General features: G+C 46.3%; 12 protein-coding genes and 1 pseudogene. 8 read left to right on the top strand and 5 right to left on the bottom strand.

Annotation, left to right across the window (positions count from 1 at the left end):
• Positions 1–191: 191 nt before the first annotated feature.
• Together SHAL_RS04965 and SHAL_RS23025 are read right to left on the bottom strand one after the other, a co-directional pair.
• Complete coding sequence (locus SHAL_RS04965) at positions 192–1,409, bottom strand: M24 family metallopeptidase (protein ID WP_012276098.1); 1,218 nt, start codon at positions 1,407–1,409, stop codon at positions 192–194.
• 185 nt (positions 1,410–1,594) lie between these two features.
• Positions 1,595–1,714, bottom strand: a pseudogene (locus SHAL_RS23025) (MFS transporter); the annotation flags it as partial.
• A 206-nt stretch (positions 1,715–1,920) separates the two neighbouring features.
• Here SHAL_RS23025 and SHAL_RS04960 point away from each other — a divergent pair.
• The 3 genes from SHAL_RS04960 to SHAL_RS04950 all read left to right on the top strand — a co-directional run bounded on the left by SHAL_RS04960 (position 1,921) and on the right by SHAL_RS04950 (position 6,056).
• Positions 1,921–3,708: an aminopeptidase P family protein gene (locus SHAL_RS04960; RefSeq protein WP_012276097.1), complete on the top strand. Its 1,788-nt coding sequence runs from the start codon at positions 1,921–1,923 to the stop codon at positions 3,706–3,708.
• Between the two features lie 195 nt (positions 3,709–3,903).
• Positions 3,904–5,202 (top strand): DEAD/DEAH box helicase, encoded by a 1,299-nt coding sequence (locus SHAL_RS04955; protein WP_012276096.1) that lies wholly within the window; start codon positions 3,904–3,906, stop codon positions 5,200–5,202.
• Between the two features lie 215 nt (positions 5,203–5,417).
• Positions 5,418–6,056, top strand: coding sequence for a DUF2913 family protein (locus SHAL_RS04950; protein WP_012276095.1), 639 nt, complete (start codon positions 5,418–5,420; stop codon positions 6,054–6,056).
• Between the two features lie 110 nt (positions 6,057–6,166).
• Here SHAL_RS04950 and SHAL_RS04945 read toward each other — a convergent pair whose 3' ends face one another.
• Positions 6,167–7,990, bottom strand: coding sequence for a S8 family serine peptidase (locus tag SHAL_RS04945; RefSeq protein WP_012276094.1), 1,824 nt, complete (start codon positions 7,988–7,990; stop codon positions 6,167–6,169).
• 505 nt (positions 7,991–8,495) lie between these two features.
• Here SHAL_RS04945 and SHAL_RS04940 point away from each other — a divergent pair.
• From SHAL_RS04940 to SHAL_RS04925, 4 genes are all read left to right on the top strand, one after another.
• Positions 8,496–9,986: a carboxypeptidase M32 gene (locus SHAL_RS04940; protein WP_012276093.1), complete on the top strand. Its 1,491-nt coding sequence runs from the start codon at positions 8,496–8,498 to the stop codon at positions 9,984–9,986.
• Between the two features lie 69 nt (positions 9,987–10,055).
• On the top strand, positions 10,056–10,535 hold the full coding sequence (locus tag SHAL_RS04935; protein WP_012276092.1) for a GNAT family N-acetyltransferase: 480 nt from the start codon (positions 10,056–10,058) through the stop codon (positions 10,533–10,535).
• A 45-nt stretch (positions 10,536–10,580) separates the two neighbouring features.
• The gene (locus SHAL_RS04930; RefSeq protein WP_012276091.1) at positions 10,581–10,835 is read left to right on the top strand and encodes a DUF2960 domain-containing protein; all 255 of its coding nucleotides are present in this window, start codon (positions 10,581–10,583) and stop codon (positions 10,833–10,835) included.
• 72 nt (positions 10,836–10,907) lie between these two features.
• Positions 10,908–11,417: an RDD family protein gene (locus SHAL_RS04925; RefSeq protein ID WP_086020047.1), complete on the top strand. Its 510-nt coding sequence runs from the start codon at positions 10,908–10,910 to the stop codon at positions 11,415–11,417.
• A gap of 152 nt (positions 11,418–11,569) precedes the next feature.
• On the opposite strand, the gene lptG is transcribed toward SHAL_RS04925, so the two are convergent.
• Positions 11,570–12,628, bottom strand: a complete 1,059-nt coding sequence (gene lptG, locus SHAL_RS04920; RefSeq protein ID WP_012276089.1) for an LPS export ABC transporter permease LptG — start codon at positions 12,626–12,628, stop codon at positions 11,570–11,572.
• Positions 12,625–13,740 carry an LPS export ABC transporter permease LptF gene (gene lptF / locus SHAL_RS04915; RefSeq protein WP_012276088.1) on the bottom strand — a complete coding sequence of 372 codons (1,116 nt, stop codon included), beginning with the start codon at positions 13,738–13,740 and terminating at the stop codon, positions 12,625–12,627. The genes lptG and lptF overlap by 4 nt, the downstream gene beginning before the upstream one ends.
• Before the next feature lie 222 nt (positions 13,741–13,962).
• Here lptF and pepA point away from each other — a divergent pair, with 222 nt between their 5' ends.
• Positions 13,963–15,471 (top strand): leucyl aminopeptidase, encoded by a 1,509-nt coding sequence (pepA, locus tag SHAL_RS04910; RefSeq protein ID WP_012276087.1) that lies wholly within the window; start codon positions 13,963–13,965, stop codon positions 15,469–15,471.
• Positions 15,472–15,507 lie beyond the last annotated feature (36 nt).

Raw genomic sequence — 15,507 nt, 5'->3', positions numbered from 1 at the left:
CGTTACGCTTCGTAGCCAAATGGGTCATCAATTGAGTGCGCTGGCTTTGTAAACCACACAGGACCTTGTTCAGTCATATACTCTTGTTTAGAGAAATGATCTTCATTACGTACACCAAACTAACCCTATACACATAGCCCTTTCTACACAAAAATAGATGTCTCATTGCTTATGACGAGATATAACAATTATTACGCTTCATATCCAAACGGATCGTCAATTGAGTGCGCAGGCTTAGTGAACCAAACTGGTCCTTGCTCAGTCATGTAGAAGTGGTCTTCATGACGTACACCGAACTCGCCCGGTACACACAACATAGGTTCATTACTGAAACACATACCCGCCTCAAGGGGAGTATGATCGTTTAGCACTAAGTATGGCCATTCATGGATATCTAGACCAACACCGTGACCAGTTCTATGTGGTAGACCTGGTACATCATAACCTGGGCCAAAACCTGCCGCTTCGAGTACATCACGGGCAGCGCGATCAACACTGGCACAGGTTGCGCCAATTTGCGCCGCTTCAAATCCAGCGATTTGTGCGTCTTGCTCAAACTGCCACAACTCACGTTGGCGTGGGCTAGGCTCACCATATACATAAGTACGGGTGATATCTGAGTTATAGCCATATAACTGACAGCCGGTATCGATTAATACGGTATCATTAAGCTCTAACGCTTTGGGTGATTTAACCCCATGTGGATAAGCACTGTCTTCACCAAAGAGTACGATACAGAAGTATGAACCTGCTGGAATACCCACTTTAATGTGAGCCGCGTTGATAAAGGCTTCCACTTCGCTGGTGGTAATGCCTTCATGCAAGATGCGCGCTACGGCTTTATGCACCTCAAGAGTCATATCTTTAGCACGCTGTAGCAGGCTCAGTTCAACAGCCGACTTAATCATGCGACAACCGGCGGTGACGGGTTTAGCATTTATATAGTTATATTGAGGATGCGCTTGGCGAACGCCATCGAAAATAAAGAAAGCGGCAGACTCATCGATACCGATATCACCAGAGGCAATCCCCATATTAGCCAGCACTGCGCCAAACAATGCAAAAGGGCTTTCATCTTCTTGCCAAGTATTGACCTTACCTTCGATAACCATATAGCCGTTTAAGGTATCAACTTCGAACGCAGGCGCGATATATTCAACATCGCCATTAGCAGGAAGAATTGCGCCAACCATACGCTCGCTGGCATACCAACGAGTACCGGTGTAGTAGTAAAGGTTAGTGCCGGCGTTAAGGTAAATAGCAGCAATCCCCTGCTCACTCATGATGCCTTGCGCCTTAGCGATTCGAGCTTGATACTCTTCACGACTGATAGGCTCTACGCCTTGAGTCATATCGGTTAGTTTTGCTAATTCCTGCTCTGCGGTAGAACCGCCAACACCTAAGGTCATATGCTTACCCTTTACATTTAATTATTTATACTTAAATACAATAAAACCTTAAACAAGGCTCTATGGTTTGACTCAATCACAACGGCACACTTATCAGCCCCACTTTCTAGCATAAAATATACAAAACGTCAGTAACTAATAATCTAAAGTGCAAATAATTACTGACTAAATAACAGTAAAACTTACGTCGCCAATTCAGGAGATGGCGCAATTTCGGCACCAATCAAGCCTCCGAGTAGCATCATAAAAGTGGCACTCATCGCAAACGCCTGTGCTAACGTTAGCACCCAAACATTAAATGGCATAAATAAGCCTAGCCATAGTGGCCTGTTCACTTAGATGGAAAACCATTCCCCATTCTGCTTCCCTCCCTCATTAATGGTTCCTGAATAATTTCGGTCGCTAGCCTCCCAAGCAAATGCGCTTTATGGTAATCTCCGCGCTAAATTCGTACAAAAATAAACTGCCTCTAGTGAGTACAACAAGCTTTTGCGCAGATAACGGAGTTTGAATGTCAAATACAATTGCAGCACGTCTCAATGCCATCCGCACAGAAATGGCTAAATCAAATCTCGATGCTTTTATTATTCCTCGTGCCGATGAATACTTGGGCGAGTATGTCCCCGAGCATAATGAGCGCATGTTATGGGCCAGTGGATTTACCGGTTCTGCGGGAACAATTATCGTATTGAAGGACAGTGCCGCAATTTTTGTCGATGGCCGTTATACCGTGCAAGTGCGTCAACAAGTCGATCCGAGTCTATTTGAATACTTAAGCTTACACGATACCCCTCAAGCTCCGTGGTTAATTGAACAACTTGGCGCAAATGCAAAAGTCGGCTTCGATGCTCGCCTGCATACATTAGCTTGGTTTAACCAAACCGAAGCTGAACTTAATAAAGCGCAAATAGAGTTAACTCAAGTCGAGCAAAACCCCATTGACGTGCACTGGACTGACAGGCCTTCTCCAGCAAGTAGCCCGATTATGCTGTTTAGCGAGCAAAGCGCGGGGAGAACTAGCCTTGAGAAACGCAAAACTATTGGCTTAGAGATCAAAAAACAGGGCGCCGACATTGCGATTATCTCGGCCTTAGATTCTTTCTGCTGGTTACTCAATATTCGCGGCAAAGATATTCCATGCCTGCCCATAGTATTAGGCACTGCGCTACTGCGCACCAATGGCGATATGCTGTTATTTACTGACACTAAAAAGTTACCGGAAAACATCCTCGAGCATGTAGGTGAAGGCGTCAGCTTTAAAGCGGAATCTGAGCTCGCCGCAGAACTCGTCAGCTTAAACGGCTGTAAAGTGTTAGCAAGCCCAGAGAGCTGCAACGCTTGGCTGCAACTAACCGCTCAAGATGCTGGTGCACAGCTTATTGCAGGTAGCGATCCGGTCGCCTTACCTAAGGCGCAGAAGAATGAAGCTGAACTTACAGGCATGAAAGCCTGCCATATTCGTGACGGCGTGGCAGTAAGCCGCTTTCTTGCTTGGTTAGACCGCGAAGTTGCCGCTAACCGCCTATATGATGAAGCCGTACTTGCAGATAAACTAGAAAGCTTCCGCTTAGCCGATCCACGGTATCAAGAACCAAGCTTCGACACCATTTCAGCAACTGGCGCAAATGCCGCCATGTGTCACTATAACCACAATAACGGCACACCTGCACAGATGACGATGAACAGCATCTACCTTGTCGACTCTGGCGCACAATATCTAGATGGCACCACAGATGTGACCCGTACTGTTGCCATTGGTGACGTTACCGATGAGCAGAGAAAGATGGTGACCTTAGTACTAAAAGGCCATATAGCAATCGATCAAGCCAAGTTCCCCAAAGGCACTAGCGGTATGCAGCTAGACTCCTTTGCCCGCCAATATTTATGGCAGCATGGTTTCGACTTTGACCACGGTACAGGCCATGGCGTGGGCCACTATTTAAGTGTGCATGAAGGTCCACAGGGTATCGCAAAAGGCCGTTCAAACGTGGCTCTTCTCGAAGGTATGGTGCTGTCAAATGAGCCCGGTTACTACCGCGCCAATGAGTTCGGTATTCGATTAGAGAACTTAATCGCCGTACGTCCTTGTAAAGCCTTAGCTAATAGCGAACGGGAAATGTTGGAATTTGAGGCATTAACCTTTATTCCAATGGATGCTCGCTTGATCGATAAAAGCTATTTAACTGATGCAGAAGTTAGCTGGTTTAACCAATATCATCAGCAGGTTAGAGAAAAACTCTCACCATTTATGCGGGGCGATGATTTAACTTGGCTAAATAAAGTGACCGCAGCGATTTAACTCTGCCATAAACCGCTTCAATAACAGCAGCGCCCCGGCGCTGCTTTTTAATGGAAATTACCCAGAGTCTCCAACAAAAAGTGCAGGTTTTAAGCTAAAAGTTTGCTATACTCCGCCACCGCCATTTTAATGGTGTCGATAGATGCTAGCTTTACCTGTTAGCAATTGAATTGTTGAACATAGGACTCCTCAATCATGAGATTTGAATCTTTTAGTTTTGCTCCTGAGATTTTGCGCGCAATCTCTGAATGTGGTTATGAAAAAATGACACCAATTCAGCAGCAAGCGATCCCTGCCGTTCGCCGCGGTCAAGATGTACTTGCTAGTGCCCAAACAGGTACCGGTAAAACAGCCGCTTTTGCACTGCCAATCTTGCAAAAGATGCTAGATAACCCAAGCACGACGGGTCGCTCAAATGCTCGCGCATTGATCTTAACTCCAACTCGTGAGCTTGCAGCGCAAATTGCCGATAACATCAATGACTACGCTAAATACCTCGACATGAAAGTCGTAACAGTATTGGGCGGCGTAAAAATGGATAGTCAGGCAACTAAATTAAAGCGTGGCGCCGATATTATTATCGCAACACCGGGTCGCCTGCTTGAGCATATTGTGGCCTGTAACTTAAGCTTGTCGAATGTTGACTTTTTAGTACTCGATGAAGCTGACCGCATGTTAGATATGGGCTTTAGTGCCGATATTCAAAAAATTCTGCAGGCTGTAAACAAGAAGCGTCAAAACTTACTGTTCTCAGCGACCTTCTCTACCGCAGTAAAACAACTTGCCAACGTAATGATGGTTAAGCCGAACATTATTGCCGCTGATAAGCAAAACACGACCGCCGTTACGGTAAGCCAAGTGGTTTACCCTGTTGAGCAGCGCCGTAAGCGTGAGCTTTTATCTGAACTCATTGGTAAGAAAAACTGGAAGCAAGTATTGGTCTTTACTGCGACCCGAGATGCCGCTGACAAGCTAGAAAAAGAGCTTAACCTTGATGGTATTCCAACGGCTGTGGTTCACGGCGAAAAAGCCCAAGGCAGCCGTCGCCGTGCATTGCGCGAGTTTAAAGAAGGCAAAATGCGCGTACTAGTGGCAACTGAAGTTGCGGCTCGTGGCCTTGATATTCAAGGTTTAGAGTACGTGGTTAACTACGATCTGCCTTTCTTGGCTGAAGATTATGTTCACCGTATTGGCCGTACTGGCCGTGCTGGTAAGTCTGGGGTGGCGATCTCTTTCGTTAGCCGCGAAGAAGAACGTACCCTTGCCGATATCGAAAAGCTAATTGGCCAACAACTGCGCCGCATTAGCATCCCAGGCTATGAAGTCGGTAGCCGCGATCTTTTGATCAAACAGCTTCAGAAACGTCGTAGCTTTGCCAAGAAACAGCAGCGCGTCGATAATGCTGGTGCACAGGTTATTGCAGAGAAAAATATGCAAGGTCGCCGTGTAAAAGTAAAAAATGCATCACCAGCAAAGATAAAGAAGATAAAATAATCGCAGTACGGACATCGAATTATTTTATAAACAGAAAAGGCACCATTGGGTGCCTTTTTTAATCACAAAGTAGAATCTTTAGACAAATAATTAGTTCTACACATATCGAATTGATCGCGTTTTATATCGGAAACACAAGTTAATTTATACTTACAGCCCCATTAGGTATAATCCGTTTGCCGTCTCCTTTATTACTTCAACACGGCGGAGAGTCCATGCCAGATACCACCTATAACCAAGCTGTTTTAGAGTTCGCGATTGCGGGCCTAGAAGCGCTTTCACAAGCAAGTGCTAAGAGTAGCAGCGTCAGAACACCTACAGCCGAGAGTCACTTCCTTTGCAGCTGGATGGTAACCGCGTTAAAACAACGCACGTTTTCAAAATTAGTCGCCGACGACCTAACGCTGTGGGTCCGTCAAGGTCGCAGCATGGGGGCTGGTGCCGAACTAAAAACACTGCTAGAAAAAATTAAGGCTCAATATAGCTTTATCGCCGATAAGCAAACCGGCCTAGGCCTGTCTCTCAAATCAATGTTAGCGGAGCTTGAGAGCCAAGATTGGATTGTCATCACAGATGAAGAAGTGACTAAGAAGCTAAAGCTTGATAGCGATGGCTGTAATAGCTTAGTCATTTCAGATGAACAGTTTAGTCAGCGCATTGATGGTGATGAGATTATCAAACCTATCACCCTTTACGTTCGTGCCGATGAGATTGAGTTCGCTAAGCTTGCTTATCGCCACAACTTACTGTTAAGCCCTGGTAATAAGAAGAGCTCTTTGATTAAGCACCATAAAGCCTATCAAGTTTGGCCAAAGAACCTTCAGCCTGCACTCACGATACTGCAAACACTTTAAGCCCTATCAGTATCAAGATCAAAATATGCAAACACACATTTAGAACTGACTATAGCTTAAACATAAAAAAGGCCTGCATCAGCAGGCCTTTTGCTACTTGAGGTTAACTCTTAGAAGGTCACGCTGACATCGGCACTACAAGTTGATGTTCCGCTATCACAGGCCTTGTAGGTATAGGTACCACCACCTTTACTGGTAATGGTATCGGTATAGGTCGCGGCACTAGAAGCACTATCGATTTGCGTACCGTTACGGTAAACATCGATACTACTACCCGCTGCGCCACTGAAGCTAAGCTCCACAATCTTAACACCTTTTTGCTTATAGTGGTTGGTGGTTACGCTCAGGCCATCGCCCGTACTAGGCTCACCACCATCGCCACCAGAACAACCGTTTGTCGTTAGGTAGGTATCGGCGGCAGCCGCATCAGCAATACCGTGCCCAAAGTAGACATCGTGTCCGCTAGCACCAGAGTCTCTAGCACTCGCATTTAGCGCCGCACGGATCTCTTCACCTGTACATTGGTTATGGTTAGACCAAACGCGCGCGGCAATGCCCGATACAGCCGGAGTCGCCATTGATGTACCACTCATAAAGCCGTAATCAGAGGTACCAATTGAGAGGTTCGCACTGCTTGCTGCAATGATAGCAGTTCGGTCTTCAAATGTAGCACCGGCTGCAGGGATCGTCGTAGCATTGGTATCACCTAGCGTGCCATACAGCATACCTGGCTCATTGTTGATGATAATGGCACCGATCCCCCCCGAGTTCTCACAATTAAGTACCTTGTCATGGAATGAGATTGCGCCGCGATCAATCACACACACCTTACCATTGGCCGACGAATCTTGCGCTTCAGCGGTGCCCATATGATAAGTACTGCCGTTGACTGAACCCGAGTTCTCCATCGCTGAGCTGGCTAGCGGGTTACCATCGGCACTCATATTAGAGGCCGTCGCCATACCCGCAGGATAAGTCGAGAGGGTATCTACGCCACCTGCGGCGATCTCGACACAGATACTAGTGTCTGTGCGTTGCTTCTTGCCTCGGCCAGTCGTACAGCCTGGGTATTGTGAGAAGTCTGCAATCGTATCCGTCGCATCATTTGCCCCCACCATCATCACAGACGGATAACCTGCTGGATATGAACGTACGCTATTACCATCATTACCCGCAGCAGCCACGACTAGACCACCTGCATCACTGAATGACTGGAAAGCGTTAGACTCGGTAGAGTTAGAGCCTCCGCCACCTAAGCTCATACTAATAATATTCGCCCCCGCATCACTACATAGATTGGCTGCATGGGCGAGATCCGATGAGTAGCCCCAACCATCGGCATTGAATACTTTAATGATATGCATATCGACGCCAGGAGCCATACCCACAACGCCGATATTGTTGTCAGCCGCACCAATTGTACCCGCGACATGTGTACCGTGTGGCCCACCATTTTCGTCCCAATTACCGGTGCCACCATCGTTGTCACCACTAATATTGTTCCAAACAAAATCACCGTTACTTCTATCTAAACCTGAGTCGATTATACAGACCTTCATACCTGCGCTGGCATTGAAGCCTATATCATTAACGTTTGATTGATAAACAGCATAAGGGGTGATTTGCTGCGTCATTGGGTTACCCGCATCATCGCTAAATGACATTAAGAAACGAGGCTGATCCACTTCAACTAATTTTGCATGAGGGTTATTCAATAGGCCTTTAACCTGAGCTAAATCTTTACCCGAAAAGGTCGCAGCGATAAATCCATTACCATCCAAATTAAGCTCACCACCGACCTTCTTAGCAAGCGCCTTAATCACGCCTTTGTTATCATTATCAACCTGAATGACATACCTTTCGCTAGCCGAAGCGCCTGCTGATACGCCTAGAGACAAGGCGACTAGGGCCGTAGCTATTTTTGTTAATCTCATATTTATTCGCTCCAAAATCTTGATATTAGGCCGTAAACCCAAGCCAATTTATTGTTAGTTTTTTAAACTTAATTTTAGTGGTTTATTGGTTAAAAAAACCAGAACACGAAAATCAACCTAGCACAGCCCACAACTGATAACAATTTATTAACACACGTAAAGACCGATTGTTACATTTGAGTTGAATAATAGTTCAAAAGTATTCGTTAGGAGCCCAATAGGACAAGGGCAATACAAATTCATCTATTTAACGGTAAAAATAAATCAGCTCAAGCGAGCTCACCTTGAATTTAAATGCTGACAGTACGAATAAAAACTCAGTAATTTATTTTGCTTTAATTCTGGCTGGCTCGCAGCAGTAAAACCCGTTTTTAGCAGTGCTTTGCATCAATCCCGCGAGCCCATCAAGCTGAGCTGCAGCTCGGTTAGCGCTGGGGAAATAACCATTGGAAAACAAAATTGTGTGCTAGCATAATGGCAAATTCTCGGATTGAATTCAGACACTATGAGCACGAAAAGCAACCGGCATTACGATACCTTAGTTAAACACTTTCAAAGCATTAGCCACTTCGAGCACCTGAGCGCACTAGGTGATTGGGATCAGGCCACCATGATGCCGATGGGAGGTGGTGAAGCACGCGGCGCGGCAATGGCTGAACTTGCTAAACATATTCACTCCCTAAAGACAGCCCCCATGTTGGCGCAGACAATTAATGACGCAAAAGAGTTGCCACTGACAAATCATCAACAAGCTAACCTTGCCGAGATGCGTTACCAATATCTTCAGGCGAATCTTGTACCTGGCGATCTTGTTGAGGCTAAGACGAAGGCTGCCTATCACTGTGAGCAAGCTTGGCGGCAGCAGCGCAGAAATAATGACTGGCAAGGTTTTAAGCCAAACCTCGAAAACCTAATGCTGCTCGTCAAAGAGGAGGCCAATATCCGCGCCGAGGCGCAAAATGTCTCCCCTTACGATGCGCTACTCGATAAGTTCGAGCCTGGCATGACGACTGCTAGCCTTGAGCAGATCTTTGGCAACCTAAAAAGCTGGTTACCACAGTTGATCCTGCAGGTGCAAGAAAAGCAGAAATCAGAAGCTAACTTCACTATCCCTAACACCTGCGCAGAGAGTCAGGCCAAGCTGGGGCGTGAGATCATGAATATCCTCGGTTTCGATTTTAACCACGGTCGACTCGATATCAGTAGCCATCCTTTCTGTGGCGGTGTTGCCAGTGACGTTCGTTTAACCACCCGTTACGATGAAGCTGACTTTACCAGTGGTTTGATGGGAATTGTCCATGAAACGGGCCACGCTAAATATGAGCAGGGCTTACCCCTAGCATGGCGCGGACAACCTGCCGGTGTCGCTCGTTCGATGGCGCTGCACGAGAGTCAGAGCCTATTTTGCGAGATGCAAATTGGCCGCGGCCCCGCTTTTCTCAAGCTGATTGAGCCCCATTTAACCTCTACATTGGGCAGCCAATTGACTCATAGTCAATTGGCCAACATCTACACTCGAGTCAATCCAGGGCATATTCGAGTCGATGCCGATGAGGTGACCTACCCTTGTCATATCCTCCTGCGATTTGAGGCGGAAAAAGCACTGGTTAGTGGCAAGCTGGCCGTTGCTGATCTACCCGACTTTTGGTCGTCGCAGATGCAGTCACTACTGGGGATCAATACCGATGGTGATTACAGGAATGGTTGTATGCAAGATATCCATTGGGCGGTGGGCGAACTCGGTTATTTCCCCAGTTATACCTTAGGCGCCATGTATGCGGCGCAGTTTAGAAGTGCGATGGAAACAGAGCTAGGCTGCGTAGAAAGTTTGATTAACACTGGTAAACTGTCGAGCGTTATGGACTGGCTAAACGATAAAGTCTGGTCTCAGGGCTGCTTACTCAGTATCGATGAGCTAATGTGTCAATCAACAGGTGAGACTCTCAATCCTGCTCACTTCAAAAAACACCTAGAAACCCGTTACTTGTCGCGCTAGAGTATCAATATTCCCATTAGCAGCTCTCTGTTAATGGGAATAATAAGCGCCCCTATTTAGGATCTTTTTATGCAATTACGCACTATCGGGCCATCTGATTGGCCACACATTTTGCAAATCCAACTCGAGTGCTATCCACAGATAGAACCCGAGTCACTTGAAGTGCTGCAGAGTAAATGGCAAGCCTCACCTCAAAGCTGTTTTGTACTTGAGTCGCAAGATGACGTGATAGGTTATTGCCTTGCTCACCCCTGGGTTCAAGATAGCCCGCCGTCTCTCGAGCAAATGCTGGCTAAGGTAGATAAGCCTAATACTCTCTACTTACATGATATCGCTCTGTCTTCAAAGGCGCAGGGGAAAGGAGCTGGCCGCGCAGCATTAGCGATCTTGATTGAGTTTGCCCGCTGTCATCATTACCCCAATATCTCTCTAGTGGCAGTGCAAGGGGCACACCATTATTGGGCTAAGCAAGGCTTTAAAGCGAAAAGCATAAACAAGGACCTTTCATGTTACCCAGAGGACGCTTGCTATATGGTTTATACCTTATAGCCAAGATTTGCTATCATAGAGGCAATTTCATTAGAGAAGCTAAAAATGGCAACCAGAATTACCTATAAATTTAAGAACCAAGCAAAAGAGATTAACTTTGCTTACGACAAGTTTCACGACATCTACGAGGCCGTTGCCGCTGCAGAAGGGGTTGATTTAACACAATACCTGATGATGGAGCAGCAAGTTGCTATGACCTCGAAAGGCTCTTCTGCTGTTAAAGACTTTCGCGCTAAAGAGTTCGCTCGATTTGGCTTTAGCGACATCTACTACCATAAAGATGAACCGAAAAAGTCATAACGTTTAAGCCGATAACTGTTTATCACCATCCAATAAACCTAATAAAAAGTGATATTGATGACGACTTCTTATATGCCCAATAACGAACACGCTAACTTCCCACGCGCAAGCTTTATTAAGCGCTGTGGTGCAGGTGTTTATGACCTTCTTCTCGCTGTTGCCGTTTATATGGTTGCGGGCGCGATTGGCTTCGGTATCTTTACTGGATTGACTGCAAGTGGTCTAATCGATATGGCCGGATTTGAGCATGTCTCAGATCTGCTCAATGGTACTGCGCTATATAAAGGCATTTATCAGTTTTGGATTGTGCTGTGTGTGGGTCTGTTTTATATCAGTTTTTGGAGCAAGGGGGGGCAAACATTAGGTATGCGAGCTTGGCGACTTAAGATCCAGCATCCTAATGGGCAAAACCTCAGCATGGTGACTGCAGCAGCTAGACTTATTTGGTCACTGCTTGGAATTGGTAATTTATGGATCCTTATCAATGGCGATAAGCTTGCGCTGCAGGATATGATGACCCGCTCAGAAGTCGTCGAGTTGTCTAAAGAAGCTAATCAGATGCGTAACTGGCACGGTGTTTAACCTACAAGCCAGCGCCTCTAGTAAGACTTCTAGCTTAGCGGCTTAATGCGACAAAAAAGCCAATCGACAGTAATCTGTTGATTGGCTTTTTTAATGACCGCTTTTTCTGCACGCAAACTCAATCACGATTAAGCCGTGCAACTTAGGAAGCACTACTTCCTAATAAAGTAGAGCGCGCCGACACTGAAGATGAGCGCTGGCATCCCAGCACTAATAAAGGCGGGTAAACCGTAAACAATGCTTAATGGTCCGAAAATTTCGCTGCAGATATAGAAGCTAAACCCGGCAACGACCCCTAGCAATACTCTAGCGCCCATAGTGACCGTTCGCAGCGGCCCGAATACAAATGACAAAGCCACTAACATCATGACAGCGACTGTGACGGGTTGTAGCAGCTTACGCCACAAGGCAAGCTCATATCGCTCTGATGCCTGATTATTGCTCTTTAAATAGTCTAAATAATCGAGTAACCCTTCAATCGATAACGCTTCAGGCTTAACCGACACCACGCTCAGTTTTTCAGGTGTCAACGACGAGACCCACTTTTCCTCTTTAAGGTTGGTTAATACCACCCTATCATCAGTCAACGTGGTTCTTCTAACATCATATAGCTGCCAATATTTATCTTTATATTCAGCGGAATCGGCATGTATGGTGCTTGTTAGTGTCGTGGTATCATCAAACTCATACAGGGTAATATCGCGCAGATTATTAATATCGGCGGCACCGCCAATATTAACAAATAGATCGCCATCTTTTGCCCAGATCCCACGGTTTGAGTCGATTAAACTGCCACCAGATATATTGGTTCGTTTGATCTCTTTAGCACGCAGTTCCGCTACTGGAGCCACCCACTCGGTGAGCATCATTACGATGATCATTAGTGGAATAGCGGTTTTCATCGCCGACATGGTGATTTGCAAGCGAGAAAGCCCCGCTGATTGCATCACCACCAGCTCTGAGTTTGACGCTAACATGCCCATACCAATCAAAGCGCCAAGTAACACGGCCATAGGGAAAAATAGCTCAATATCTCTTGGGATCAAAAATAGTACGTATACACCAGCATCCATCATGGTGTAAGTGCCGCGGCCAACAAGACGAAGTTGGTCAACCCACTTGATAATTCCTGATAGCCCAGTTAATACCAATAATGCTAATGATGAAGTGCTAATCAGCGTTCTGGCAATATAGAAGTCTAATATTCTCATGCTCTGGCCGCCTTCTTACGCTTAAACAAACCAGAGACTTTAGCCCCTAACGGTCGCTCTTTCCCAAGCAGCAATATACCAATCGCGAGGGCGGAAGCATGGATCCACCACATCCCTAGATATTGAGGGATCACGCCATCTTCTAACGACTTACGACCAGCAACCATCAAACCAAAATAACCGAGATATAACAAAATAGCCGGGAACATCTTGGCAAACTTACCCTGACGGTTATTCACTCGCGCCATTGGCACCGCAATTAAGGTCATCAATGGAATAGCCAGTGGTATCGCTAAACGCCAGTGGAACTCAGCCGAAGCCTCAGGCGTATCAATATCCATCAGCTCACCAATTGGCATGGCTGATAATTTACGCCGACGCTCGCCAACCTCTTGCTCTTTAATCTGCATCTGGTAGCCGCCAAACTCAACAACCTGATAGTCAACACGCTTAGGACTGCCCTGATATTGCACCCCATCTTCTAGCTGCAAACGTTGACCGCCAGTCTCATCTTCGAGCACTTTGCCTGTGCGTGCCACTACCACGTTGGCGACGCCCGTTTCATCATCGGGCTCAGGTAACTGGGCAACAAAGACTTTATCTAACTGATTATCACGACCAATGCGCTCAACAAACAGCACTGCTCTGCCGTTAGGGCTGGTCTGGAAGCGACCTTGAGTCAATGCCGCCAAGCCAGCTTCAGACTGTGCATGTTCAAGCACTTGGTTTTGTCGTTCCTCTGCCCAAGGGGCGACATAAATAGATAGGAACGCGGTAAACACCATATTCATCACAGCAAGCAAGAGTGTGACTCGGGTGATATACCACTCGCTGATCCCTACGCCATGAAAAATAACCATCTCATTTTCGGCATACATACGTCCATGGGCTAATAAAATGCCCAAAAATAGACTCAGCGGTAAAACTAAAACAGTAAGAAACGGCATGTTAAGACCCAGCAGGGTCATAACTAGCGAGGCAGGAAATTCGCCGTCAGAGGCATCAGCAAGCACGCGTACAAAATGTTGGCTAATAAAAATAGCTAACAACACCAAAAGTACCGCAATTTGCGCTTTAAAAACTTCTCGAATCAGATATCTAAATACAATCACAGTGAGGATCCGGTCTCCAAACTTTCATTTATGCTGGTATCAATACAACTTTCATGTAGACTGTCTACTTTTAGTAGTTTTGTGACCAACAATTACATAACATGGCAAGGAAAACACTCGAAAAGAAAATTCTTGAGAGCGCCATATCTAAGCCCTTTTTGGGCACAAGCAGACATTATCTAATAAATAATAAAATTTGTCTTTAAGAATCTAGGAGAGCTCATGGAGTTTAGCGTAAAGAGCGGTAGTCCAGAGAAACAACGCTCAGCTTGTATCGTCGTAGGTGTATACGAACCAAGACGCTTGTCCGGTATTGCCGAACAGTTAGATAAAATTAGTGAAGGCTATATCAGCAATTTACTTCGTCGTGGTGATTTGGAAGGGAAGCCTGGACAGATGTTATTACTTCATCATGTCCCTAACGTACTCAGTGAACGTGTTTTGCTTGTCGGTTGCGGTAAAGAGCGTGAGCTAGATGAACGCCAGTATAAACAGATCATCACCAAAACAATCAACACCTTGAATGAAACGGGTTCAATGGAAGCGGTTTGCTTCCTTACCGAGTTACATGTCAAAGGACGCGATACTTACTGGAAAGTACGTGAAGCGGTTGAAACTACGCAAAACAGCTTATATAGCTTCGATGCACTCAAAACCCGAAAAGACGAAACCCGTCGCCCACTGCGCAAATTGGTATTTAACGTACCGACACGTCGTGAGCTGACTGTTGGTGAACGCGCTATTGAGCACGGCATGGCGGTTTCAGAAGGAATGCACCTTTGCCGCGACGTGGCAAATATGCCGCCAAACATCTGTAACCCAGCTTACCTTGCCTCACAGGCTCGCCAAATGGCGGAAAACACAGAAAACCTAACGGTGACAACTGTCGGTGAAGAGCAGATGGAAGCGCTAGGCATGAATTCATACCTCGCGGTTGGCCGTGGTAGCGATAATGAGTCAGTAATGACTATTATGGAATACAAGGGCGCTGTTGATAATACTGAAAAGCCAATCGTTTTAGTCGGTAAAGGACTTACTTTTGATTCAGGTGGTATTTCCCTTAAGCCTGGCGAAGCCATGGATGAGATGAAGTACGATATGGGCGGCGCTGCGGGTGTTATCGGTGCGATGAAAGCTCTGTGTGATTTGCAACTCCCTATCAACGTAATTGGTATTTTGGCTGGTTGTGAAAACATGCCATCGAGTAATGCATACCGTCCTGGTGATATCCTCACGACTATGTCAGGTCAAACTGTTGAAGTACTCAATACTGATGCCGAAGGTCGCTTAGTATTATGTGACGTTCTCACCTATGTTGAGCGCTTCGACCCAGAACTGGTTGTTGATACAGCAACACTAACGGGCGCTTGTGTTATTGCACTTGGTAAGCATGCATCAGGTTTGTTCTCTGGCCACAATCCTCTGGCACATGAACTACTCAATGCGGGTGAGCAAAGTGGTGATCGCGCATGGCGCATGCCTTTATGGGATGAGTATCAGGAGCACTTGGAAAGTCCATTTGCCGATATGACAAACCTAGGTGGCCGTGCAGCGGGGTCAATTACCGCTGCTTGCTTCCTGTCTCGCTTTGCTAAGAAGTATAACTGGGCCCATCTAGATGTGGCTGGTACGGCTTGGAACAGCGGAGCGAATAAAGGCTCAACCGGTCGTCCGGTGCCTTTGTTGACTCAATTTTTAATCAATCGCGCTGGAGTTGACCAAGGCGAGTAAGCCAAAGTTAAGTGCCACGACTTTGAAAGGCTAAAC

The sequence above is a fragment of the Shewanella halifaxensis HAW-EB4 genome (genome assembly GCF_000019185.1).
Taxonomy (GTDB): domain Bacteria; phylum Pseudomonadota; class Gammaproteobacteria; order Enterobacterales; family Shewanellaceae; genus Shewanella; species Shewanella halifaxensis.
The sequence above is the reverse complement of the archived record's forward strand: the minus strand, read 5'-3'. Positions and strand labels throughout refer to the sequence as shown.

What these genes read in the sequence shown, in the direction of transcription:
- SHAL_RS04965 (WP_012276098.1), bottom strand. Translation starts at nt 1,409, where the DNA reads ATGACCTTAGGTGTTGGCGGTTCTACCGCAGAGCAGGAATTAGCAAAA.
- SHAL_RS04960 (WP_012276097.1), top strand. Translation starts at nt 1,921, where the DNA reads ATGTCAAATACAATTGCAGCACGTCTCAATGCCATCCGCACAGAAATG.
- SHAL_RS04955 (WP_012276096.1), top strand. Translation starts at nt 3,904, where the DNA reads ATGAGATTTGAATCTTTTAGTTTTGCTCCTGAGATTTTGCGCGCAATC.
- SHAL_RS04950 (WP_012276095.1), top strand. Translation starts at nt 5,418, where the DNA reads ATGCCAGATACCACCTATAACCAAGCTGTTTTAGAGTTCGCGATTGCG.
- SHAL_RS04945 (WP_012276094.1), bottom strand. Translation starts at nt 7,990, where the DNA reads ATGAGATTAACAAAAATAGCTACGGCCCTAGTCGCCTTGTCTCTAGGC.
- SHAL_RS04940 (WP_012276093.1), top strand. Translation starts at nt 8,496, where the DNA reads ATGAGCACGAAAAGCAACCGGCATTACGATACCTTAGTTAAACACTTT.
- SHAL_RS04935 (WP_012276092.1), top strand. Translation starts at nt 10,056, where the DNA reads ATGCAATTACGCACTATCGGGCCATCTGATTGGCCACACATTTTGCAA.
- SHAL_RS04930 (WP_012276091.1), top strand. Translation starts at nt 10,581, where the DNA reads ATGGCAACCAGAATTACCTATAAATTTAAGAACCAAGCAAAAGAGATT.
- SHAL_RS04925 (WP_086020047.1), top strand. Translation starts at nt 10,908, where the DNA reads ATGCCCAATAACGAACACGCTAACTTCCCACGCGCAAGCTTTATTAAG.
- lptG (WP_012276089.1), bottom strand. Translation starts at nt 12,628, where the DNA reads ATGAGAATATTAGACTTCTATATTGCCAGAACGCTGATTAGCACTTCA.
- pepA (WP_012276087.1), top strand. Translation starts at nt 13,963, where the DNA reads ATGGAGTTTAGCGTAAAGAGCGGTAGTCCAGAGAAACAACGCTCAGCT.